This is a genomic window from Paenibacillus silvae (genome assembly GCF_014639235.1).
In the GTDB taxonomy this organism is placed as follows: domain Bacteria; phylum Bacillota; class Bacilli; order Paenibacillales; family Paenibacillaceae; genus Paenibacillus; species Paenibacillus silvae.
In genome coordinates, this window is record NZ_BMFU01000003.1 from 517,813 (window position 1) to 542,887 (window position 25,075).

Below are 25,075 nucleotides of genomic sequence, written 5' to 3' on the forward strand. Positions count from 1 at the left end.
CTTCATCAGACCAGCTGCTTGAGCAGCTGACCGCGATGCGACCACAGACAATGATTGGTCACCCAGTCATATCCGTTATTCCCCATCGTTCTGGCAAGCCCCTCATCTGTCATTAATTCCTCGATCCGTGCTGCAATCTCCTGATCATTCAAAGGGTCCACAAGGTAGCCGGTAATTTGATCCTTGACCGCATCGGGAATACCGCCGCTATTGCCTGCAATAACTGGCAAGCGATAATAGTTCGCCTCCAGAAACACAATACCGAACCCTTCCACATCCCCCTTCTCTTTGATGTCGCGGCTCGGCATGATGAAGAGGTCGGAGCATTCATATAACTGATGCAGCTCATGGTCTGTTGTACGCCCTGTAAAAACAACGACAGACTCCAGTCCATACGCTTGGACCAGCCGTTCGAGCTCTTGCTTGTACGGCCCATCCCCGCATATTACGTATTTGAGATCAGGGATTTGTGTAATGAGCTGGCTCACGGCTTTCAGGGTGACATCATGTCCTTTGCGCTCCACAAGCCGCGAGACAGTGATCATCACTTTTTTCCCATGCAGATCATACGTATCCCGAATATCCTCATGGGTCTCCATATTCCCGCCCAGCTTGCTAACATTCAGCCCCGGTGGAATAATGACGATTCTGCTCTCCGAAACACCCAGCTCCACCAGCCTTGACCTCGTATACTGACTATTGGCAATGACCTTGTCTGCCCGCTTCAGAATAAACAACAGAAGTGGAAACAACCTGCTGTTGACCATACCCATCACATCCAGCCCATGAACATAAGGGAAGTATTTTACCTTAAAAAGCAATTTCATGAGCGGACCCGCGAGCCCTACCGGGAATATGTTTAAAAAATGAATTTCATCTGTCTTTTTGCGCAATCGGAGCCGCACCAGCTGCATCACAAGAATAAGCTGCGAGAGCAGCAGCAGCCCTTTGCTCGAGTTCCAGAAAATTCGTTTGCGAATAATCTCAAAATGATTGCTCTGATCAAATCGCTCTGACTCCGCAGCATGGCTTGATATATTCGTCAGCACCGTTGTCTCTTCTGCCGGCATCTGTGAAATAAGCCCGTAGGCATAATCATGTATCCCTCCCTTATCAGGCGGGAAATCAATCGCAACAAACACTTTGTTCATAGCCTTATCTCCCTTACAAACGTACATTTCCGCTGCTTACACTGTGCTCATAATAATGTTGACTGTATCCTTGGCACATTTGTTCCAGGAGAAAAAGGCGGAATGCTCTCTGCCTTGAACGGACATTCGCTGCCCAAGCTCCGGATCGGACATCATCTCTACGAGACGAGAAGCCGCTTCCTGCGGGTGATGAGGGTCAAAATAAAGGCCCGCTTCTCCGCACACTTCAGGGATCGAGCCACGTGAGGATACAATCACTGGACAGCCGAGTGCCATCGCCTCCAGGGGAGGTAAGCCAAAACCTTCATACAAGGATGGGAAAATAAAACCGGTGGCATGTTCATACAGTGCTTTTAACTCTTCATCCGTCACATACCCCACCCAATTGACATCTTCCGATTCGCTCACGGCATGATCGTTGAACACCTTGCTATTCTTTGATCCTACAATGACAACACTCAGATTCTGTGCCTTCACTTCGGGTAAAATGTCCAGAATTAGCTTGAAGTTTTTGTACGGGTTCATTGTGCTGACGGCGAGCACATACGGAGATTTGATCCCATATTTCTCGAGCGTTCCTTGAGCTGCCTGCCTATGATGGATATGATCAATGCCCAGATGCGTAACCGATACTTTCTGTGCGGCTATTTTACAGTGCTGAATCAGTTCACCTTTGGAAAAATGAGATACGGTAATTACCTTTTTCGAAATTTTGCCTAAGCGAACCGTCAAAAATTGATACCATGACCGAAAGGCAAAGGAAAATGCCTTTGGATAACTGAACACCGAGGCATCATGAATCGTCACCACCTGATTCCGTTTGAAAGCAGGGCCGGTGTTGCACAGGTTAATCAGCATTCCCTTTTTCGCATAAAACGGCAGTTCCAGCTGCTCCCACACATGCCCCTTCAGCCTGCCTACGATCTTGTGGCGGATATGCTTCAGTTCAAGATGAGTAACGACATTGGCAGGTGAAAGCAAGCAAAATTCAATCTGAGAGCCGTCAACTTCCCCCACATCAATCAGATGATCCATTTCCTTCACAAGTTCAATCGCATAGCGCTGTACCCCGGTAACGGTCTGTGTCAGGAAACGGGCATTAATGTATATTGTAATCATGTTAATCTCCATTCCTTTTTGAAATTTCCAAACGTGAGGCTGGCGCGGCCGCCTGGAAGCTCACTTCCACATTTCTCGCTTCGTAATAGAGACTCACAAACTCTTCATTCATACGATCCGAGCTGAACTTCTCTTGATACAGCTGACGACCTGCTTCTCCCATCTCGGCCAGCTTGGATTTGTCGAGCTGCAGAAGAATGTCCTTCAAGCCTTCAAGCTGCTCCAGTTCGAAAATATAACCATTCACACCATGAGTCACAAGCTCTGGCAGTGAAGAACGATTACTTGCAATAACCGGCTTATGATTTTTCATAGCCTCCAGCGCAACTAGAGGCAGCCCTTCCCATCTGGAAGGCATAATGATTGCATCACACTGCTCGTAATAGTGATCGATCTCTGCGTTATTGACCCAACCTAAACGAATCATATTGTCCGTAAAGGTCCACTCATTTTTTTCCAGCACACTATCTCCGATAATGTATAACTGAATGCGCTGCTGAAGCTCAGGATAAATTCTGAATACATCAAGCAGCAGGTCCAGCCCCTTCTGCCGATCGTATCTGCCCACAAACAGAAGCCTGATCATACTTGCATCCTGCTCGGACTCTTCATGCTGCGGCAGCAGCACCGGCGTCCGCTCTCCACGCTCACGCTGTTCAGGCTTGCGGTCTCGCAGGCCGCTGTAGACGAATCGGGATTTGGCAGGAGACATGCCTACACGGATGGACTGCTGCATCTCATATTTTGAGATGTTAACGATAAAATCCGTTTTGAGCTCAAGTATTTTTTCAATCATAAAATAAGCCTTTTTACGCAATGGTTTGGTATCCATCAAAAAAGACCAGCCGTGTGAGCAATAAAATATACTCGCTCTACGTGGTGTGAAAAAAAACAAGCCCCTTGCAAGCATGCCAGCAAATGAGCTGTGAACATGAATAATATCCGGCTCGATCTGCCGGATGGCCTGATGAATCTGTCTCATCGCCGAGAGAAAGTGTCTGGGACTGCGCTTGTAGCTGTAACGCAAAATACGCTCTGGCTCCAGATTGAAATCCTTGGCCGAATTATAATCACTCATCAATACATAGACATCAAACCGTTCACGCTGGTAAGATACCAGCTCGTTTACATACGTGGCTACACCACCCACCACATATTCTCCGATGTGCAAAACCTTCATCCCTGCTCACCCGCTTTATAAGGTATCTCACCTGCACGACGAGGCTGATATAGAGCCATGCCTATAAACATCCAGAAAAAAACGTTGGCAGGAAATAACTCCAGAACATTGGTCGTCAGGCTGGCTGCTGCCACCCCTGCACCCATTGCGATGGCCGCCTGAGGAAGTGTGGACACTCCCGGTTCGGACGGAGCTTTCATTCGTTTAACAAGCGTGATAAACAGCAGCATAAATAGAATCAAAAAGTACACCAATCCGATCCATCCTGTCTGTTCATATAAAGAAAAGTACTGGTTGTCTACCGCAAAATTGCTGGAGTTCAGACCGATCATATGTGTACGGCGGCTTGCGGCACCCACCGAGCCGATGCCATTGCCGATCATGCCATTCATGGTGAAGGGTGATGTCAGACTACTCCCCCATGTCTGAAGCCGATCCAGCAGAGAGGAGCTGGAGAGCAGATTTTTAGATTGCAGCAGCCTGCCTCCAAGAAAAACTGCTGCAGGCATTGCCATAAAAACAAACGCCAGAACCAGAATATTTCTCCTGCTGTACCTGCGCATACTTATCATAAAAAGAACCATCTGATATACACACCACAGCAGCAAAGCCGATCGAATGGTGGATAACAGCAAAAAGCTGATCGTCAGCAGCTGAATGAGGGTGCGAAAGCTTCGATGGTTTACGGCCATTCTGGTTCGTTCAGCAATGATGCCTGTCATGAGCAGTGCGTACGCATAACCATCTGGTGAATACGTAATGGATGATAAACGTGGAACACCTTCAAGATAGTTTTTGATGTTTACTCCATATACGAATCCCATCGTGATTAGCTTTTCTATACCCAGCGCATATTGAACGCACCACCCTGCAATGAGCATAATAAAAATAACCAGATTGGTTCTGGCAAATGCGAACACCCTGCCATGCTGAGCCATAAACATGCCTGTAAACAGCATGACCAGCGGCAGCAAGGTAATCTTGATGCCATAGATCAAAGTCACCACACTGGAACCGACCAGTACATTTAGAGAACCCAATATGACCAGGGACGCCAATACAAACAGGAGCAAGTTCATAAAGTCGATCTGCTGCCGATATACCCGGATAAGTGTATAAAATGCAAGCAGCAGCATGCCGGCATCCTTCAGTGAACGAATGACGATATTATCCACATAGATGGAGATCAACCCATAAACAGATAAATAGAGCAGCAAAAAATGAATCAACATCATGATCACGGAGGGCGAGGTTTCTGATCTCGCTTGTATTGACACCTGTGATTTGACGTTCAAAGAAGTCATGTACATACTAACCTCCACACCCGATTAACTTCTCATAAACGCCTGCATGCCTCGTGAGAAGATAATCTTCATTAAAGGATAAGCTGTGCTTGCAGCATTGCAGCATCAGTTCCTGTTTATCCACCTCTGATAATGAGTAGTAGTGAAGAATCTTCTCACGAATCGCGTCGGAACTATGAGCAGTAAAGGAGAAGGTCTCTGTATCCAGCAAAATTTCGGGCATGCCGCCTACTCTTGAAGCATAAACGGGTGTACCGGCTTGGTACGATTCAATCACAACCCGGCCAAACGGCTCATCCCAGGTGGAAGGTACGATCGTCAGGTCCATCTTTTTCATCTGCGAGTTTATTTCCCGTTTGTCGATTTTGCCCACGAATACAATGCGGGAATCCGTTCCCGCAAGTTCTTTCAGTTCACCCAGCATAGGTCCGTCTCCATGAATAAACAATTTGCCCACAAGTTGTTGATCCAGTTTCCGGACCGCTTCAATCAGATAATGAACCCCTTTAACTTCTGTCAATTGTCCAAAATATCCAATGTGCAGCGGCTGATGATGGCGAACCGTTTTGCATATGTCCAACTGCTGGACCTGGTTCCCCTTCTCTACAATGTTGTGTATGACATGCCGGGATGCATGCTTGAAAAACCCAAGCTCTGTATGCTTCTTGAGTACATGCTCGGATATGCCGATAACAGATGCCACCCTGCGACTGTAACGTCTGGATATCTGTCTGTAGAACCTGGAGTAGGCAGATATAGCAATAGGTTCGATCAAAGAGAAATCCCGAAGGGTATGCACAACCGGGATGTTCAGTTCAAATGCTGCTTTCCAGATCGCCAGACTGAGTCCAGGAATGTTCTGAGTGTGGATCAAGGCTGGACGTTTCAGGATAAGATATTCTTTAATATACCGGTACTGCTTCACATTAAAAATGTCCTGAATCCGCCATAACACTTTATCAGAAGTGCTGGTTTGTCTCGCCGTATCGCCAATCCAGTACCGATTATTAAACGGAAGCCTCGAAATCTCGATCCCGTTAATCTTGTCTGTCTGCACCCCGCCCTCCTTATGTCCGCCAACAGTAATAACCTCGACGTCATAACGAGGCTCCAGTGTCTGGGCAAGAATCTGTGTGGATATCTCGGCTCCTCCGATGATATGGGGGGCATATAAACTGTGGGCGATCAGTATTTTGGGCATGCATCTCAACTCGCTTTTTTCAGCATTTATTTTATGAGGTTTCCTGTACGGGCACTTGCTCCTGCAGCAGCATGGTCCGATAATGTTGAATTGTACGTCTCAAGCCTTCTTCCAGAGCAATCACCGGTTCCCAGTTCAATAGCTCTCTGGCTTTATCGATGACAGGCCGTCTGACCTTGGGATCATCCTCGGGCAGTGGCATAAAGACAATGTTGCTGCCTGACCCTGTCAGCTTCTTCACCAGATAGGCAACCTCAAGTATGGTGTATTCGGTGGGATTGCCAATATTGATAATCTCTCCTTCGGCCTTGTCTTCCGCCATCAATGCTTGTAACCCCCGGATGTTGTCATCCACATAACAGAAGGAGCGTGTCTGAGACCCATCCCCATACACCGTAATATCCTGACCTGTCAGTGCCTGTGTGACAAAATTGGATATCACCCGGCCATCGTCATTACGAAGTCCAGAAGAGTATGTGTTAAATATACGCGCTACACGCACGGAAACACGTTGTTTCATGTAGTATTCATAACAAAAAACCTCGCCCAGCCGCTTGGCCTCATCATAACAGGCCCTCGGTCCCCATGTATTCACATTGCCCCGGTAACTCTCTGGCTGGGGATGAATTTCCGGGTCTCCATACGCTTCACTTGTGCTTGAGTACAGAAACCTGGCGCCCTTCGTCCTGGCCAGCTCCAGCATGTGATAGGTTCCTTGGGTATTCACCCATATCGTGCCGATGGAATCGGCTTGATAGAACTTTGGCGAAGCAGGTGAAGCCAGATGATAAATTTCATGCACCTGCTGCTCAGCGAAAATCTCCAGTGAATCCGGATGTGTAACATCCGCTTGATGAAACTCGAATCGAGGATGCGCCATGACTTCTTCCAGATTGCGCAGCACGCCTGTGGATAGATTATCCATGCCTGTTACCCGGTGTCCCTGATGGATTAAAGACTTTACAAGATGAGAGCCAAGAAATCCAGCCGCACCCGTCACAACAATATGTTTCATTACATCACACTCCAGCGGTTAATCAAAATTGGTCAAAAGGTATTACTTTTAATCATCACACCGATTGTTTTAAAAATAATCGTGATATCCATTTTGATGGATACATTGGAAATATAATGGAAGTCATACTGCAGATTGTGGTGAATAGGCTGTTTACGAGCCTCACTGACCTGCCACAATCCTGTAATTCCGGGCTTAACCAGAAAACGTCTGCGCTCCAGATCGGTATAACATTCCTCCACAATCCGCTTCATCTCAGGTCTTGGCCCGATAAAGCTCATATCTCCCTTAATGATGTTAAGCAGCTGCGGCAGCTCATCCAGACTCGTCTTACGCAGTATTCGCCCTAACCTTGTAATCCGCGGATCATAGCTGTCCGTTGGTGACAGGCCATATTTCGGCGCATCTGTATGCATCGTCCTGAATTTGTAGATGTTAAATTTGACTCCATTCTTCCCGTACCGTTCCTGCTTGAAGATGACAGGCCCTTTGGAATCCATTTTGATCAAAATGGCTGAAAGCACCATGACTGGCAAGGTGATGAGCAGTAACAAAACGGCGATCACAAAATCGGCGAACGGCTTGATTACATCCGTATACCCGCCAACACGTCGTGAGTAAGGCTGCTCAAGCAAGGCTGCATTCCCTTCTTTGACCAACATCTCCCCGCTCCCAAAGGTCTCCGGTCCTGTAAACTTCACAGACTATCCCCCCCAGCAACAAGCATTGAATTCATTTGCTCCTTCATGAGAATCTCCTCAATGGCCATCAGCACAGGTGCGCGCAGCTCTTTGTTTCTGAGCGCAAAATCCAGTGTTGTGAGAATGTATCCCAGCTTCTCGCCTACGTCATATCGAGCTCCTTCAAAGTCATAGGCACTGATCCCTTCGTCATGGTTAAGCTTCTGCAGTGCGTCCGTCAGCTGAATTTCGCCACCCGCACCTACATTTTGCTCCTCCAGATATTCAAAAATTTTAGGGGTCAAAATGTATCGTCCCATAATCGCCAGGTTGGAGGGTGCGGACCCTAGAGGCGGTTTTTCAACCATACTGTTTACAGAAGATAACCGACCTTCGGTATGCAGCGGATCAATAATGCCGTAACGGTATGTTTCACTCGGACTCACCGTCTTCACACCAAGTACAGACTGCTGCACCTGTTCATACTGCTGGATGAGCTGTTTCAGACACGGTACTTCCGAAACGACAATATCATCACCAAGCAGCACGGCAAAGGGTTCATTGCCGATGAAGTTCCGGGCACACCAGACGGCATGCCCAAGCCCGAGTGCTTCCTTTTGCCTTATGTAATGAATATCCACGTTGGAGGACTTGCGGACCTCTTCCAATAAACTGAGCTTGCCTTTTTCAAGCAAGTTATGCTCCAGTTCAAATGCACTGTCGAAATGATCCTCAATCGCACGTTTACCCTTGCCCGTCACGATGATAATGTCTTCAATACCGGAAGCAACGGCCTCTTCCACGATGTACTGAATCGTCGGTTTGTCCACAATAGGGAGCATTTCTTTAGGCATCGCCTTTGTGGCAGGTAAAAATCGGGTTCCCAATCCGGCAGCAGGGATAATCGCTTTTCTCACCTTTGTCATTGAAATCACCCTATCCATTTTTTTATTTAACCTCGAAAACCATGAAAACATGAAACTCATCATACATCATAGGGCATTGAACCCCTCCTCACATCACACCCTTGACGATTCACGTCTAAGGTACACTACCCACAGTGTGACCGAGTGCCTACCTTGATAGAGGTATAGTAGACATGACCTTTTAAAATGAGGTATAGATCAGATCATCTGACAGATACGTTATGTCTTTTCGCTATAGCTCATATTCCGGCTTTTCGGGACCTGAACATTGTTGAGCACCGCACCCAGAATACGCGCATTTACATGCTCCAGGTGAGCTTTGGCCTTTTTGACCAGATCTTTTTTCACTTTGCCCGCACTCACAACCAGAATGACACCATCACATAATGAGCTGATAATCAAGGCATCGGTCACGGTAAGCACTGGTGGAGTATCAAACAAAATGACATCATATTCCTGCTTCAAATCCTCCAGCAGTGCCGTCATTTTGCGTGAACCAATCATCTCCGAAGGATTAGGAGGGATGGGGCCGGAAGAAAGCACATGCAGTCCCTCCACTCCCGTTTCCCTGAGTACTTCTGTAACCTTATATTGACTGGATAACACGCTGGTCAGCCCAACGTGGTTCGGGACATTAAACATGAGATGCACTGCCGGTTTACGCAGATCCGTATCCATAAGCAGTACTTTTTTCCCCTCCTGCGCATAGGTAACTGCCAGATTGCCAAGCGTCGTCGTTTTTCCTTCACCTGGTGCTGCCGAGGCAATCATAATCGTTTGAATCTGACTGTCTATCGATGAAAACTGAATATTGGTTCTGAGCTTTCGATAGGCTTCTGAAGAAGTAGATCTGGGATTAGCCATCGTGACCAGACTTACTCTCTCATTGGTTGATCGTGACATACTGTCCATCACCTACCTGTTTTTGAGATGTTGAAGAATGCTTGGAACTACGGATTTCATCTTTTCTGATTTTGGAAATGACAGCAAGTGCGGGCAGATTTAATTCTTTTTCAAGCTCTTCTTCTGTTTTCATCGTGTCGTCCAGATATTCGAGCAGGAATACAAAGCCTACTGCCAATAGCAGTCCGACAATAAAACTGATTAGAATATTGATGATGGGATTGACATTGATAGGTTTGGAGGAATCCGCAGGTTTTGCTTCACTTAGAATCGTTACGTTGTCTACCTTCATAATTACGGGGATTTGGGTTTTGAACACTTTGGCCACTGCATTTACGGTCTTCGCCGCTTTATCAGGCGATAGACCCGAAGCCGTTAAATTCATCACCTGAGATTCATTGGCAGTAGAAGCCCGAATGCTCTGCCCGATCTGATTGCCTGTCATACCCAGATCAGGATATGCAGCTGCCACTTTATCAAGAATCGCGGAGGATTTAATAATCTCCATATAGGAGTTGATCACTTTGATATTGGTCTGAATGGTACTGATATCCAAACTCGGAACGCCTTGAGCATTATAAGCCTGATTCACGATTAATTTGGCGTTCGCTTCATAGATGGGTACCGTAAAGAAGTAGTTTTTGATACCTGCACCGATGCAAGCCACAGCAACAAACGCAATGATGATCCAAATCCGTTTTCGTAAAATGTGTATATATTCCTTCAGTTCCACTCCGTATTCCTCCCATTCAAGTCAGCTATAATATTGTGTTCATGCATTCGTTTGTTACCATGGCAGCTGTTTACCAGAACAAAAAGCGTTTCTTCCTGCACGTCGGTTTTTCAATCAAAATACGTTGATTCTCCCATATGGAGCTTGCATTATCGTGCAAAAGTTGAGTGTACCGGCGCCCAAAACGCTTTTCCAGCAATGCATAGATCGTATCCAGCCTGAAGGTGCGACGTTTTGTATCATGCGCATCGGATGAAATGAAATGAAACCCGTTTTCTTTGCAAAAATGGAAACACCATTTCTGAACTTTTCGCCCGAAAAGTCCAGTGAAAGATTCGGCCGTGAGCTGGCATAGCCCGCCCTGACTCAAATAATCGGATAACAGCAACGGCTTTTTCAACATAACAAGGTTGCGTTCCGGATGAGCAATAATAGGGGTGATTCCCGCGGTTCGCAGCTCATGCAGTATCTCGGGGAACTGTGAGGGAATATGACCAAAGGGCAGTTCCAGCAACATGTAACGGCTACCGGCAAGTGTGCAGCATTTCCCTGCATACAAGTCTTCAATCAGCCTGTCGTGCACCCTGATCTCCTGACCTGGAGCAATCTGCAGACGGATATTTCGTTTGCTCAGTTCAGCACGTAACCGTTGAACAGCCTGATTCACTACCATTGGTTCATTGTGGAAATATCCGTTCAGGTGATGCGGAGTTGCAATAATGGAGGTAATTCCTGAGGCTGCCGCCTTCTCAGCCATCGCAACGGACTGCTCCATTTGAACAGGACCATCATCCAGACCGGATAAAATGTGGCAGTGCATTTCAACCATATCCAAACTTCCTCAATGTATGCTCCTCCCCGCCCTGTTATTCATTGCGCAAATTCTTTTGGTGTTAAAGAACTAATGCATAACGCTATGAAATATAGTAAAATGGCGTTAAGTACATGCTTGTTCAGAAAATGTTCAGATTGAACTTTGTCCTATATGGTAAAATCAATGTAGTGATATGGTTTAAACGGAGGAGAATGATTTGTTGCTTTCTCATAAGGAATCCGTGAAACCGCCTCAAATTCTACTTCAGCAAGCATTCGGTTTAACTGTCCAGTTATATATAGTGTCTGTTCTTTCTGAATATGCAGGTTCGAATGATACATGATGAGCTCTCCGAAGGGCTGTTTCCATTGAAGCTTTGCAGGAAGTCTGACGCATACATGGCTGTCTTCTACATCCAAACCTATGAGCATTTCTGATACAACTGGCAAGTTCAGGTCACTAAGGAAGGTAATCGCGTGTATGTCCATACCCAGCAACAGGACGGGACGTCTTTTGCGGTCTACTTTTCTCCCATGAAACTCCTGAATGTACATATGGACATTGGGTTTTAAATCGGCCCATTCCTGGACAATTTTTGAGTGCATGGTTTCATTCCTTTAGAATCAATTCATGTTCATGTTTGCCCCATTCCTTCTCACAGGTATAGTAGACGGGCAATATGGAAATACTTGAAATATTCAAATGATACATTTTGTAACTCTATACGTTCAATTTACGATACAATACGTATCATGTCAAGCAGTATTTGGACATGGTTCTTTTGATTTACGACAATATGAGATGTCCTTAGACAGACCTATTTACAAATGAGGTATATGAGACGAATGAGGCGTAGTACATTTGCAGGAAAGCTTGCCCTGATCAAAAACTTGGCTCAGGATGGTTTCTATATATATGATGGTGTTCAGGGGGAAATAGCTTATGAGCTACGGAAATCGCATTGCTGAATTAAGAGAACAGCGGGGACTTACTCAAGAAGAACTTGCGAGCTCCATTCATATTACCAGAGCGGCCCTCTCCCACTATGAGAAAAACCGGCGCAAACCGGATTTCGAGGTGTTAACAAGGCTTGCTGACATCTTTGACGTGTCCATTGATTATTTGATCGGACGTACCAAGCAAAGTGATATGGTCATGGATGAGGATGTGCGTGATTTCGTGGATGCACTTGAATTGTCAGATAAGGAAGTGCTTGAGCGCTTTGATCTGATGATTGACGGCAAACCCTTGACCGAGGAAGAAGCACGCCGTTTTATCGCTTTTGTTCGAATGGAACGAAGTATGGATTGATTCATCCTTACACCCGAAAAGAAAACCCAGCTTCCGAGCGCTTCAACCTCCGGTACCTGGGTCTTTTTGTGTATCTTGAATTCCCTCCATTCACAAATGTGTACTGGGTCAAGAACGCTTGATGTTGGAGGAAACGAAATGGTTCAAACGCTCCGGGTCGATTCCGCATTGCAGTAAAACTTTCATGATGTCGATCTTGGTGGCTTCGACTGGCGTACCTGCCGGCTTAGGATCGCCCATGTTTGGATGCTTCATCTTCATTCCGCTAACCTCTCTTATCTTATACTTTCTCTTCACTCCAAAACTAAGCCTAATTATACTTGAGAACGTTCCTTGATGTTGTCGTCTCATGGCGAGAGCGTTTTTGGAGCGGGTTCTAATTTTGTCGAAAGCAAAAAGGAGCCTTACAGCGCCATTTTAGCGGCTGCAGGGCTCCTTTTGATTTTATCTTTTATGCACTTTTATATAGGAAAGAATAATTCATTAACCTCCGGTACGTGCAAGCTCACGCATGTTCGCTTCAAATGCTGCGAGCAGAGCAGCTTCACCTGTCAGACCTGTCGCTTGCACACGCTCGATCTGTTCAGTCATACGTTTGAAGTCTTTTGGAATGACACGTACGAACTGATTCAGGGAATCCTGCCACGTATCCAGAATACGCTGACCTGCTGTACTTCCCGTAAGTTCTACGTGACGTTGAATCATGCCGCGCAGATCCGCACTTTCGGAAGCATCCTCAATACGCTCCAGAAGAACCATTTCCAAGTTGCAGCGCTGCAGGAATGTGCCTTGTGGATCATACACATAAGCGATACCACCCGACATGCCTGCTGCAAAGTTACGGCCTGTATCACCGAGTACCACTACGCGTCCGCCGGTCATATATTCACAACCGTGATCGCCCACACCTTCAACGACCACTTTGGCACCCGAGTTACGCACGGCAAAACGTTCACCAGCAATACCGCGGATGTACGCTTCTCCGCTCGTTGCTCCATACAGCGCAGTGTTACCGATAATGATGTTATTTTCCGCTTCAAATGTCGCTTTTGGCGAAGGCATAACGATCAGTTTGCCTCCTGACAAGCCTTTACCCACATAGTCATTGGAGTCGCCTTCAACGGTGAGTGTCATGCCTTTTGGTACGAAAGCACCAAAGCTTTGTCCTGCTGATCCAACAAATTTGAATTTAACGGTATCTTCTGGCAAGCCAGCAAGACCATATTTGCGTGTAATCTCACTGCCCAGAATTGTACCTACAGCACGATTCACGTTCGTGATTGGCAAAACTGCCTCAACAGGCTGACCCGATTCGATCGCAGACTGTGCAAGTGGCACGAGCTGCTGCATATCAAGCGTCTCTTCCAACTGATGGTTCTGATGCTGTGTGCGGTAACGCGCAGAGCCTTCCGGCATCTCAGGCACGTGCAGCAATACAGACAGATCCACCCCTTTTTTCTTCCAGTGGTCTACCGCTTCTACCGCTTCCAGACAGTCTGTACGTCCAACCATCTCTTGAATTGTACGGAAACCAAGCTCTGCCATAATTTCACGCATATCTTCTGCAACAAAACGCATGAAGTTGACCACATGAACCGGATCACCCATATAATTTTTGCGCAGTTCCGGGTTCTGTGTAGCTACACCAACCGGACATGTATCCATTTGGCAGACACGCATCATGATACAACCAAGCGCAACGAGTGGAGCAGTGGAGAATCCATACTCTTCCGCACCAAGCAAAGCAGCAATTGCCAGATCGCGTCCATTCAGCATTTTGCCATCCGTCTCCAGTACAACACGATCACGCAGATTGTTCAGCATCAGCGTTTGATGTGTTTCAGCAAGACCCAGCTCCCACGGCATACCGGCGTGACGGATGGAACCTTGTGGAGAAGCTCCTGTACCTCCATCGTAACCGCTGACCAGGATAATATCCGCACGGCCTTTAGCTACACCCGCAGCAATCGTACCTACCCCGACTTCGGATACCAGCTTCACGTTAATTTCAGCACGCGGGTTGGCATTTTTCAAGTCATAGATCAACTCGGCCAAGTCCTCGATCGAATAGATATCGTGATGCGGCGGAGGAGAGATCAAACCTACACCTGGTGTAGAGCCGCGAACTTCAGCTACCCAAGGGTACACTTTACGGCCTGGAAGCTGTCCGCCTTCACCCGGTTTAGCACCTTGAGCCATTTTGATCTGAATTTCGTCTGCATTCACCAGATAATTGGATGTTACTCCGAATCGTCCCGATGCAACCTGCTTGATCGCACTGCGACGGGAATCACCGTTGCTGTCTTTTACGAAACGAGCCGGGTCCTCTCCGCCCTCACCTGTGTTGGATTTACCACCTACACGGTTCATGGCGATAGCGAGATCTTCATGTGCCTCTTTACTGATCGAACCGAAGGACATGGCTCCCGTCTTGAAGCGACGCATGATATTTTCTACAGACTCTACTTCCTCCAGCGGAATGGATGGTCCGACCGGCTTCAGCTTCAGCATCGAACGAATCGTCAGCAGCTGATCATTCTCACCCTGTACCAGCTTGGAGTACTTTTTGTACAACTTGTAATCGCCAGTACGTACAGCATGCTGCAGCGTGTGGATCGTTTGCGGGTTGAACAGATGCTCTTCCCCATCGTTACGCCATTGGTATTCGCCGCCGGAATCCAGCACTTTGTCATTGCCGTCCTTGTCTGTAAAGGCACGGTTATGATGTGTCAATGCTTCTGCGGCTACTTCCTCCAGACCAATTCCCCCGATACGGGAAGGTGTCCATGTGAAGTAACGATCTACGAAGTCGGATTTCAAACCAACGGCTTCGAAGATTTGAGCCCCGCGATACGATTGAATCGTCGAGATTCCCATTTTGGACAATATTTTAATTACGCCTTTGGTTGCGGCTTTAATATAGTTTTTAACAGCTTTCTCGTGGGAGATGCCGCGCAGCAAGCCCTGCTGAATCATGTCATCCAGCGTCTCAAATGCCAAATAAGGGTTAACTGCACTTACACCATACCCCAGAAGTAGCGCGTAGTGGTGAATATCACGCGGCTCAGCGGATTCCAGCAGGATGCTGACTTTGGTTCTCGTTCCCTGACGAATCAGGTAGTGATGCAGCCCTGCAACAGCCAGCAAAGCCGGAATTGCTGCATTCTCGGCATCTACACCGCGGTCAGACAGGATCAGAATGTTATGTCCTTTGTCGATAACCCGGTCTGCCGCTTCAAAGAGCAGGTCCATCGCTTTACGCAAACCTTCCGCGCCTTCCGCAGCCGTGAAGAAGATCGGAATCGTCATGGAGCGGAAGCCCGGACGACGAACATGGCGAATTTTCGCAAAATCTTCATTAGACAATACCGGTGTATCCAGACGAATCTGGCGGCAACTCTCCGGCTCAGGATTCAGCAGGTTACGCTCAGGGCCGATGGTTGTCGCTGTCGATGTAACGATCTCTTCGCGGATCGCATCAATCGGCGGGTTGGTTACCTGCGCAAACATCTGTTTAAAGTAGTTATACAGACGCTGCGGACGATCCGACAGAACAGCCAGCGGTGCATCGTAACCCATGGAGCCAGTAGCTTCCATACCTGTGGATGCCATCGGCTCAAGCACTTTACGCAGTTCTTCAAATGTATAGCCATAAGCCAGCTGCAGCTGTGTTACATTATCATGTTTTGGATCTGGCAGCTCCGGTGCTTCCGGCAGCTCACTCAGGTCCATCAAATGCTCATCCAGCCATCCCTGATAAGGGTTCTCGGCAGCAATAATCGCTTTGACCTCCTCATCAGAGATGATACGGCCTTCCTGTGTATCCACCAGCAGCATACGTCCTGGGCGCAGACGATCTTTATACAGAATGTCTTCCGGTGCAATATCCAGAACACCTACCTCGGAAGACAGGATGATTCGGTCATCCTTCGTTACATAATAACGTGCTGGACGCAAGCCATTACGGTCAAGCGTAGCCCCGATCTGCAAACCGTCAGTAAAGGCCATCGCAGCCGGACCGTCCCATGGCTCCATCATTGTGCTGTGATATTCATAAAATGCCTTTTTGGCAGGGTCCATATTTTCATCTGTGCTCCAAGGCTCAGGAACCATCATCATTGCAACGTGTGGCAGAGAACGTCCGCTCAGATACAGGAACTCCAGTGTGTTGTCAAACATCGCCGTATCCGAACCATCCGGATTAATAACCGGTTTTACTTTCGCAATATCTTCGCCGAACAGTTCACTTTCGAACAGAGACTGACGCGCATGCATCCAGTTTACGTTACCACGCATCGTATTGATCTCACCGTTGTGAATCATGAAACGATACGGGTGGGCACGTTCCCAGCTCGGGAAGGTGTTCGTACTGAAACGGGAGTGAACAAGTGCAATCGCCGATTCCACCAGCTCTTCCTGCAAATCCAGATAGAACTTGCCTACCTGCTCGGTTGTCAGCATGCCTTTGTATACGACTTTACGACAAGACAAGCTTGGCAGGTAGAAGGACTCACCTTCCGCCTCATCTGCCGAGTAACGAATAGCCAGTTCAGCACGTCTGCGAATCACATAAAGCTTGCGCTCGAAAGCCAGCTCATCCTTCACATCAGCCGATCTTCCAATAAACACCTGACGAACATAAGGCTTCGCAGCCAGTGCAGAACGGCCCAGCATCTCGTCATATGTCGGTACATCACGGAAGCCGAGGAAGGTCTGTCCTTCATCCGCAATAATCTTCTTCAGGCTCTCTTCATGCGCTGCACGAACCACCGGATCATGAGACAGGAACAGCATGCCTACGCCGTAGAAGCCTTGTTCAGGCAATTCAAAACCAAGGCGTACCGCTTCCTGTGCAAAATAACGATGTGGAATCTGAATAAGGATACCTGCTCCGTCACCGGAATTCGGTTCACTACCCTGTCCACCACGGTGCTCCATGTTACTGAGCATGGTCAGTGCCTGACTAACGATATCGTGTGAAGGTACTCCTTTGATGTGGGCAACAAAGCCCATTCCGCATGCATCTTTTTCGAACTGCGGGTCATATAGACCCTGCTTTGGAGGTAATCCGATGTGTCTCATGGAACGCAACCTTTCTATAATGAAGTATTTCGGAAAGATCAAGAACATTAGCAACAGGCAACAATAAAACGGGGGGAGCCGGCATTCCGCTTGCGATAAGCCTGCCTGCTGGATGAAGAGGTGACAGCCCAGGCTGTCTGTTCATTACCTGATATTGCGGCGATGCCGCGATTATTGCGAAGGAGCGCTGCTGCCGGGTCATCCCGTAACAGCATCTATACAACAACATGCAGCCGTTGGCACGGCTACGTGTGATGAAGCAACGGTTTTGATTACGTATTATGAAGCAGCGTTGTTTAAATTACGTACTATGAAGCGACGGGTTTGTTTTGCTTGTTATAAAGCAGCGTTTGATTACGGATCATAAGGCGACGTTTTTTGATATAGTTCTATCATTTTAACACCGACCTAACATCAGCGCAATTTAAACTTTTTAATACCTCCGATAAGAATTGCTTTGCAGTACAGCTTTAGTGTGATGACGTTTAAAAACATCTCTTTTTCGAATAATTATACACATTTTAAGACAGAGTACAACTGATTTTAATTACTGATAAAAGAAAATCGTTCCATATACAGCCTGCGTTTGACCAGATTTTCGCAATTTTCATATCCAAGCTTACAACAAAGCATTCCGTTTTCATACATTTGTATACAAAATAGCCTGCAGCTCATTTTTGAGCTGCAGGCTATTTGCACTATTTGACTACTATATTGCATAATTTCGATACATGCCTTTTAACTTTTTTTTGCAAAAGTTGTCCGGATTACCGTGTCTTTTCTTATTAAACTGTTGCAGCTTGACCAGCTTCTGTCACGTCGGCTTCTTTCTTAGGACGTCTGCCGCTCCAGAGGAAGTACGCTAGTGTCAGAACAATAGATACACCAGCATAAATGCTGAGTATACCTGCTTGATGCCACATCACATCAAAGTTGCCGCTAGATACAACGGCTCTGAGGCCAACAATGCTGTGAGTCATCGGCAGCCACTGACTGATTGACTGCAGCCATGAAGGAATCAGTTCTACCGGGAAGGTACCCGCACTCGCTGCAAGCTGGAATACCAGCAGCAATATGATCACATAACGCCCAGGCAGATCAAGCCAAGTAACCAGCGCCTGAACGATCAGCATGAAGGTCAGACCCGTTATAATCGTAAACAGATAAAACATTCCTGTACTGTGTGTCTCCAGTCCAAGCCCGTACAGCATGAAGCTTGCAACGATAACGGACTGGATGATGCTCACTGAACCAAACACAAGCGTACGACTGACAAAACGATTCCAGCCCGAAACACCTGGCACAGATGTTTCACGCATTTTCAGAACGATAGTGGAAATCAGCGATCCCACGAACAAGCCGATGGACAGGAAGAACGGTGTCATGCCTGTTCCGTAGTTGCTCACGCTTTCCGCTTTGTTCTCGGAAGAATTGACTGGTTCCGCAAACATGTTCACCACATCATCCGTTTTCTTCACTTCGGATGTTTTCTTGGCAGCGTCATTCAGCTTGGTTGCCAGCTCTCCGGAGCCGTCCTTCAGATCCGAAAGACCATTAGCCAGTTTACCTGCTCCCTCTCCAAGTTGTTTGGAACCGTCGGCTAACGATGAAACGCCACCGCTGAGTTTACCTACACCTGTCTGTAAAGCCGTTGTACCGGAACCAAGCTGCTTCGCACCGGCAGCCAGCTGCGAACCGCCTGTTGCGGCTTCACCCAGCTTGCTGCTGAACTGTTTCAAACCATCGGAGAGCTGAGCTCCTCCCTGACTTAGCTGCCCGGCACCAGCGAGCAGCTGCTTCTGTCCATCGACAAGCTGGTTCGCACCAGCCAGCAGCTGCTGCTGACCTCCATGCAGCTCAGTCGCTCCAGCAGCCAGCTGCTGATTTCCTTGATGGAGCTGATCAGCACCTTGTGCCAGCTTCTGCTCGCTCTCATGCAGCTGTGCACTGCCATCAGCAACAGCCTGACTTGCAGCAATCAGCTTCTGAACATCCGCACTTGCGGCCAGTTCAGGGTTGCTTTCTGCAAGCTGCTTCAATCCGGCAGCGACGCTTTGCGCGCCATCGGCTACCTTGCTGCTGCCGTCTACAGCAGATTGCAGTCCTGTTGCCAGCGTTCCGCTGCCCTGCACTGCCGTTTGCAGCCCGTCGGACAGCTTCGCACTGCCTTGTTCGGACGATTGCAAACCAGCCTGCAGCTTGTTTGTACCATCGAGTGATGACTGAAGGCCTGCGGCCAGTTTATCACTGCCCGTTTTCAACTGGTCAGCACCGCTTTGAAGCTGACTTGTAGCCGCCTGCTGCAGCTGCTGCAAGCCTGAAACCAGACTTGTTGTGCCGCTCTCCAGTTTGGACGCCCCATTATGCAATGCGTTCACACCGTTACTTAATGGAGACAAGCCATCCTGAAGCTTCAATGTCCCGGAAGCAAGTTTCTCCAGATTGTCTTTCAGCTTCACAGCTCCGTCATCCAGCTTGACTGCCCCGCTCTTCAACTCCCCTGCACCGTCGCCAGCTTCTGCCAAGCCATCGGATACCTCCGAGAACTTGTCGAGCAGCGTCTCTGCATACGATTCAGTCACTTTGGCTGAAACCTTGGATTTCAGATCCTTGATAGCCGTTTTACCGATCTGTGCACCAACAAAGTTATAATTGCCATTGGGCTCATAGATCAGCTCTGCCGGTGCGGGTTTATCATCAAGCAATGTTGTTGCTTTCGATGAGAAATTTTCTGGAATGGTGATTTGCATGTAATACTTGTCAGTTTGCATACCTTCCTTCGCTTTGGCAGCACTGACAAATTCCCATTTGAAATCATCATTTTTTTTCAATTCATCAATAAGGTCATTCCCTACATGGAGTGATTTCCCTTCGAGCTCGGCACCTTTATCAAGATTCACTACGGCTACTGGAAGCTTATCCACATGACCGTACGGGTCCCAATAGGCAGCCAGATATATGCCGCTGTACAGGATCGGTATAAATAAAATAGCAATTACAGGGATCAACACCTTCGGGTTTCTCACGGCCGATCCCACATCCTTGAAAAACACGGATAAAGATTTCATGTCATTTTCTCCCCTTAACCTCTCTGCTCATCAGCAGGAATAACCAATATGAAAACAGAATGAAATTTTCTGGAATTTTTACCGAAATACGTGATGACCATTATTCTCAAACGGTCAATTCAGAGCAAAAAACAAACTTGCCCTCCGACAAGTTCTACTGTCCTTCACCTTTAACTACTTCAATCATCCTGATACAAACCACTTCAATCATCCTGATACAAACCACTTAATCATCCAGATTCAAGTCACTTAAACTTGTAAATTCAAAACACGTAAATGATCTCAGCCAGCCTTGTCAGTGACTGCTATTCCCTCCATCAGGAAAAGGCGAAAGTAACTTTTAATCTCATCCTTGCTGAGCGGTTCATGTAGCTTGCTCCAGTCTGCGGTTAATGCCGTATACAAACGAATCATCATAAACGCAACGACTTGCGGATCACAATCCCGGATCTCTCCGCTTTCTCTAGCCTTCTCCAGCTCCCGTGCCAGAAAATCGGAAGTCACTTTCTCAACCTTGTCCAGTCCTGCTTTGGCCTGCAGCGTTCCAAAATCCTTTAACTCCTGCGACAGCTTAACCAGCAGCTCATGGTCACGGCGAAATTCCAGCAATGCATCCAGCACACGGAACAGATTTTCAAAAAAGCTGCTCTCCTGATGCACTTCACGATGTGCGATGTTTTTCATCTCCTGGATAACTTCAACCAGAATCTGATCAAACAGCTGCTCTTTATTGGTGAAAAAAGTATAAATCGTACCTTTGCCTACATTCGCAATTTTGGCAACCTGATCCATCGTAGTTGCTTTGTATCCAAACATAGCAAACGACTGAGCCGCTGCATGAATAACCTGTTGTCTCCTGTCAATCGGAGCCATTGTATCTCCTCCTTGCTTCTCGTAGATCGCTCGAATATGATGAGTGATGCAATCGTTCTTTCAGAACTGACCAAAAATACAAAACGGTCATTCGGTCACAAGTTACAATACCACCTTCGAATTAAGATTGCAAGCCTAACAATGAAAAAAATGTATTAATTTTTTTTAACCTAAATGCAGTGGAAACTGTAACCTTGGTCGTCTATAGTGTAAGATGACTCAAACAGTCCGCACATACATGAAGTTTGATGTCTCAAAACGTGGAGGATGGTGTAAATATTCAGGGATGAAACATGATTCCATACATTTTCGTATATTCATGTAATAGAAGCCTTGCAGCGCCGTCTCAAGCTAATTCACGATACGAATTTTCTTATTGCAAATGTTTAAATTCTTGTCTTATAGCAAATTCCAAATTCAAATCTAAATTTAATTAAACTTATGAATAAAGGTGAACTCATGCGAAAACCAAGAGTGCTCTTATTATCAGAAGGATTCGGTACTGGTCACACGCAGGCGGCTCACGCCTTGGCACACGGGATCAAAAAAGTAAGTCCGCATGTTCATAGTCGTGTCATTGAACTCGGAAAATTTTTGAATCCAACTGTGGCTCCACTTATCTTTACTGCATATCGAAAGACACTATCGGTTCAACCCAAGCTTGTCAGCCTGTTGTATCGCACACAGTACAACAAATCGTTAAACGGCTTTACCAAACTGGCGTTGCACCGTATTTTCTATACTCAAACAGCTCAGGTTATTGCTCAGCTGCGGCCAGATATCGTCATCTGTACTCATCCGTTTCCCAATGCGGTCATCTCCAGGCTTAAACGTCAGGGGCTCAAAATTCCGCTCTACACATTAATTACAGATTATGATGTACACGGAACCTGGATTAATCCTGAGGTTAACAGATATCTCGTTTCTACACCTCAAGTTAAGGGCATGCTGGAGGATCGAGGAGTTCCTTCCTCGCAAATTCAAATCACAGGTATTCCGGTTCACCCCGACTTCTGGGAGAATGGTGATAAGGTTAAGCTGAGAGAAGAAATGGGACTGCGCAATATGCCGACTGCCCTGCTTATGGGAGGCGGCTGGGGTCTTTCTTTTGACGAGGAGCACATGAAAGCTCTTGCCTCTTGGGCAGATCGGGTACAACTCGTATTCTGTCTTGGAAGCAATCAGAAGATGATTGACAGAATGAAGGAAATTCCATGCTTCCAGCATCAGAATATTCGAATCCTGGGGTACACTCGGGAAGTTAGCAAGCTTATGGATGTATCGGATGTCCTGATCACGAAGCCGGGAGGCATGACATGCACAGAAGCAATGGCTAAAGGTCTTCCTATGCTGTTTATTCCGCCACACCCTGGTCAGGAAGAGGAGAACTGTGAATATTTTGTACAAGCCGGGCATGGGCGAATCATCGACTCTGCCGATGTCATTACAAATTGCTTCCAGGAGCTGTGTGATGAGCAGCAGAAGCAAGGGACGACAACTCCTCGTAGAAATGATCAAACAGAACAAACTGCGGCCTATGATCCGACACTTTGCGCCCAAGCTGTTCATGATTTATTGTTCCCGGCAACTACAGAGGTTACAGCTCCGTCTCTAGAGCGGTTTAAAGCCGGAATAACTGCTAGACCCTTGTCTGGTACCAGACTCCCTCTATAATGCCGATAATAGGCCTTAGAATCGGTCTGAGAGCTCAAATAACAATGTATACTCATGAACGTTATGTATAACAATAAAGAAACAACAAAAAGGGTTCCTCTTCACTGACGAAGGGGAACCCTTTTATTTCACTCCCATCCTACCGTATATTCTTCCAGAAAAATGGGTATATTATATGTGAGGATTCGCTGAGAAAACGACAAAATAAAACTGCATTACAACATTTTCAGGGCGGATGTGAGGCTCACAACGTTAACTACCCTGCCTGTTTGCAGAATTTCAAGGCCTTTTACTTGTAGAAAGTATGATGACCGATCCTTTTCACTTCTTTCTTCGTACGAGCCACTGTCAGGTCGTCCGCAAGCGTCAATGACAGGAAATAATACGTATTATCAGAGACTTCCTTCTGTCCGTTCAACGCAGCATTCACCGCTTTGATACTGTCCTCATTCGGCGTCACCCGTTTCAAACGGCCGTTCGCAACAGGACTGAACTGGGATTTCTGATAGATGACCTTATATATAGTATCGGGAAAATTGGCTGACCGCAGCCGGTTTAAGACAACGTTGGCAACTGCCACTTTGCCTTCGTACGGTTCACCTTCTGCTTCTGCCATGACAATTTTCTGCAGCAGAAACAGTTCTTTATCGGACACACTGTAAGACCAGGTTGCGAGTTTCGCATCTTCCTGCTTCAAAAGTTCGGTCCGCGTAAAGTAAAGTTTTTGGGGGGGAGTTGAAACAGCAGCAGCCGCTTTGGCCCGTTCCAGTTTGGCCAATTTCAAGGCAGCTTCTTTTTTAGCCTTTGCGTCAGCGATCGCCTTCACTTTTTGTCTGGCCGCAGCTTGCTTCTGCTCCTGCTCATGTTGAGCAGACACAAGCCAGTTTCTGGCTGGCAGCGCAACAGTCCAGTTTACCGATTGTGCAGACGGGTGAACAGATAGACTTGTCCCATCTTCCGTCAATCGCCTCTGCTCCGGAGACAAAGACAGATTATTATGTGTCGAAGCTGCAAGCTCCGTCATCTGTTTGCTATCACTCGCTTCATTCCACTTCCCCGTCGCTTGAACGACATTTACCCCCACTATACATACAAGCAGCACAGATAACATCGGTGCTACCCAACGATTCTTGCTTATAATATCCATTCGAAGATTCCTCCTGTCGAAACAATTCCCTAATCTAAGTAACCCAAAAAAAAGAATTTGAATAACGATGGCTAATATTACATAGGGATAAACACAATGTCAATGTGAGTTTATGGCATAAAAAAGTTTTTCAGGAAAATGAAAACGTATCCAGCGTCTCATACATTGGCGATTGTGCAAGCCTTGTCACATAAAGTACAAACCCGTTCACAGTCCATGAATTGCCATGAGACACAGGTTCTGTAACGAGGTTTTCGACACTATTATTTTCCATTCCAGGCAAGTGTGCAACATATTTTCTGGCCACGGTCACATGTGGACGATATGGCCTCAGCTCTGCTTCAAAGCCTAGCTCCTTCGTCGCCTGAACAATAGCCGCTTGCAGAAGGTGTAACCGCTCTACCTCTCCGCTAACACCCCGCCATAGAACCTTGGGTGAATGTTCCAGGCCAAATGTGCCCCATGTGTCAAGCCGCAGATCAAACCTGCTAAATTCAGCAGCGACATTACGCAGGGATGCACGAAGATGACCGACATCACTCATCAATGTATCTCCCAAAAACTGCAATGTAATATGATAATCCCTATGGTCCGTCCATTTGCGAAAATCAAGTTTGTTCCGAATGGGCTGTACTTGCATCTGAAGAAACTGCTGAATATCCTCAGGCAGACGTACAGCGATAAACAGACGCTCCCGCCGGGATGCATGTTCCTGAATTGCTTGAGTATTCATTCCATACACCTCTCTAAAGTTCGCTCTATTATTTCATAAACATGCATAGCATTCAAGCTGGGTAAATATAGAGTGACACAAAGAGTGGCATTTGCATATAAGGCTTCATTCCTGCATTTTCTATCTTTGTGCACGTCGTGTACCTAATCTGATACACTTGA

21 protein-coding genes are annotated in these 25,075 nt (G+C 46.9%); 2 read left to right on the forward strand and 19 right to left on the reverse strand.

Annotated features, from left to right (window positions below; translation table 11 throughout):
- Window positions 1–5: 5 nt before the first annotated feature.
- The 12 genes from IEW26_RS13285 to IEW26_RS13340 form a co-directional block, all read right to left on the reverse strand.
- Window positions 6–1,151, reverse strand: coding sequence for a glycosyltransferase family 4 protein (locus IEW26_RS13285; protein ID WP_188592746.1), 1,146 nt, complete (start codon window positions 1,149–1,151; stop codon window positions 6–8).
- A 36-nt stretch (window positions 1,152–1,187) separates the two neighbouring features.
- Window positions 1,188–2,270, reverse strand: a complete 1,083-nt coding sequence (locus IEW26_RS13290) for a glycosyltransferase family 4 protein (protein ID WP_186322984.1) — start codon at window positions 2,268–2,270, stop codon at window positions 1,188–1,190.
- Between the two features lies 1 nt (window position 2,271).
- A complete protein-coding gene (locus IEW26_RS13295) occupies window positions 2,272–3,450 on the reverse strand; it encodes a glycosyltransferase (RefSeq protein ID WP_145403458.1) in 1,179 nt (392 codons plus the stop codon).
- The gene (locus IEW26_RS13300) at window positions 3,447–4,754 is read right to left on the reverse strand and encodes an O-antigen ligase family protein (RefSeq protein WP_188592747.1); all 1,308 of its coding nucleotides are present in this window, start codon (window positions 4,752–4,754) and stop codon (window positions 3,447–3,449) included. Before IEW26_RS13300 ends, IEW26_RS13295 begins: the two co-directional genes overlap by 4 nt.
- 7 nt (window positions 4,755–4,761) lie before the next feature.
- Window positions 4,762–5,955: a glycosyltransferase family 4 protein gene (locus IEW26_RS13305; RefSeq protein WP_188592748.1), complete on the reverse strand. Its 1,194-nt coding sequence runs from the start codon at window positions 5,953–5,955 to the stop codon at window positions 4,762–4,764.
- Window positions 5,956–5,986: 31 nt separating this feature from the next.
- Window positions 5,987–6,970, reverse strand: a complete 984-nt coding sequence (locus IEW26_RS13310; protein WP_145403461.1) for a UDP-glucuronic acid decarboxylase family protein — start codon at window positions 6,968–6,970, stop codon at window positions 5,987–5,989.
- A gap of 32 nt (window positions 6,971–7,002) precedes the next feature.
- The gene (locus IEW26_RS13315; protein ID WP_229729842.1) at window positions 7,003–7,671 is read right to left on the reverse strand and encodes a sugar transferase; all 669 of its coding nucleotides are present in this window, start codon (window positions 7,669–7,671) and stop codon (window positions 7,003–7,005) included.
- Complete coding sequence (gene galU / locus IEW26_RS13320; RefSeq protein ID WP_145403462.1) at window positions 7,668–8,576, reverse strand: UTP--glucose-1-phosphate uridylyltransferase GalU; 909 nt, start codon at window positions 8,574–8,576, stop codon at window positions 7,668–7,670. Before galU ends, IEW26_RS13315 begins: the two co-directional genes overlap by 4 nt.
- 219 nt (window positions 8,577–8,795) lie before the next feature.
- Window positions 8,796–9,479 carry a CpsD/CapB family tyrosine-protein kinase gene (locus tag IEW26_RS13325; RefSeq protein WP_145403463.1) on the reverse strand — a complete coding sequence of 228 codons (684 nt, stop codon included), beginning with the start codon at window positions 9,477–9,479 and terminating at the stop codon, window positions 8,796–8,798.
- Window positions 9,460–10,212 carry a YveK family protein gene (locus tag IEW26_RS13330; protein WP_145403464.1) on the reverse strand — a complete coding sequence of 251 codons (753 nt, stop codon included), beginning with the start codon at window positions 10,210–10,212 and terminating at the stop codon, window positions 9,460–9,462. The genes IEW26_RS13325 and IEW26_RS13330 overlap by 20 nt, the downstream gene beginning before the upstream one ends.
- A 70-nt stretch (window positions 10,213–10,282) precedes the next feature.
- A complete protein-coding gene (locus IEW26_RS13335) occupies window positions 10,283–11,041 on the reverse strand; it encodes a tyrosine-protein phosphatase (protein ID WP_145403465.1) in 759 nt (252 codons plus the stop codon).
- A gap of 152 nt (window positions 11,042–11,193) precedes the next feature.
- Complete coding sequence (locus tag IEW26_RS13340) at window positions 11,194–11,631, reverse strand: hypothetical protein (protein WP_111272498.1); 438 nt, start codon at window positions 11,629–11,631, stop codon at window positions 11,194–11,196.
- A 337-nt stretch (window positions 11,632–11,968) separates the two neighbouring features.
- On the opposite strand from IEW26_RS13340, the gene IEW26_RS13345 reads away from it, so the two are divergent.
- Window positions 11,969–12,337: a helix-turn-helix domain-containing protein gene (locus IEW26_RS13345; protein WP_110897135.1), complete on the forward strand. Its 369-nt coding sequence runs from the start codon at window positions 11,969–11,971 to the stop codon at window positions 12,335–12,337.
- 108 nt (window positions 12,338–12,445) lie between these two features.
- On the opposite strand, the gene IEW26_RS13350 is transcribed toward IEW26_RS13345, so the two are convergent.
- The 5 genes from IEW26_RS13350 to IEW26_RS13370 form a co-directional block, all read right to left on the reverse strand.
- The gene (locus IEW26_RS13350) at window positions 12,446–12,598 is read right to left on the reverse strand and encodes a hypothetical protein (protein ID WP_186322985.1); all 153 of its coding nucleotides are present in this window, start codon (window positions 12,596–12,598) and stop codon (window positions 12,446–12,448) included.
- Between the two features lie 222 nt (window positions 12,599–12,820).
- Entirely contained in the window at window positions 12,821–17,419 is a 4,599-nt protein-coding gene (gltB, locus tag IEW26_RS13355; RefSeq protein ID WP_188592749.1) for a glutamate synthase large subunit, read from the reverse strand.
- A 47-nt stretch (window positions 17,420–17,466) separates the two neighbouring features.
- Window positions 17,467–17,634 (reverse strand): hypothetical protein, encoded by a 168-nt coding sequence (locus IEW26_RS13360; protein ID WP_186322986.1) that lies wholly within the window; start codon window positions 17,632–17,634, stop codon window positions 17,467–17,469.
- A 570-nt stretch (window positions 17,635–18,204) separates the two neighbouring features.
- A complete protein-coding gene (locus tag IEW26_RS13365) occupies window positions 18,205–20,487 on the reverse strand; it encodes a YhgE/Pip family protein (RefSeq protein ID WP_188592750.1) in 2,283 nt (760 codons plus the stop codon).
- A 282-nt stretch (window positions 20,488–20,769) separates the two neighbouring features.
- Window positions 20,770–21,360 (reverse strand): TetR/AcrR family transcriptional regulator, encoded by a 591-nt coding sequence (locus IEW26_RS13370; RefSeq protein WP_184189847.1) that lies wholly within the window; start codon window positions 21,358–21,360, stop codon window positions 20,770–20,772.
- 459 nt (window positions 21,361–21,819) lie between these two features.
- On the opposite strand from IEW26_RS13370, the gene IEW26_RS13375 reads away from it, so the two are divergent.
- A complete protein-coding gene (locus IEW26_RS13375; protein WP_188592751.1) occupies window positions 21,820–23,034 on the forward strand; it encodes an MGDG synthase family glycosyltransferase in 1,215 nt (404 codons plus the stop codon).
- Window positions 23,035–23,323: 289 nt separating this feature from the next.
- Here IEW26_RS13375 and IEW26_RS13380 read toward each other — a convergent pair whose 3' ends face one another.
- Window positions 23,324–24,181, reverse strand: a complete 858-nt coding sequence (locus tag IEW26_RS13380) for a cell wall hydrolase (RefSeq protein WP_188592752.1) — start codon at window positions 24,179–24,181, stop codon at window positions 23,324–23,326.
- 130 nt (window positions 24,182–24,311) lie between these two features.
- Window positions 24,312–24,914: an RNA 2',3'-cyclic phosphodiesterase gene (gene thpR, locus IEW26_RS13385; RefSeq protein ID WP_188592753.1), complete on the reverse strand. Its 603-nt coding sequence runs from the start codon at window positions 24,912–24,914 to the stop codon at window positions 24,312–24,314.
- Window positions 24,915–25,075: the final 161 nt, after the last annotated feature.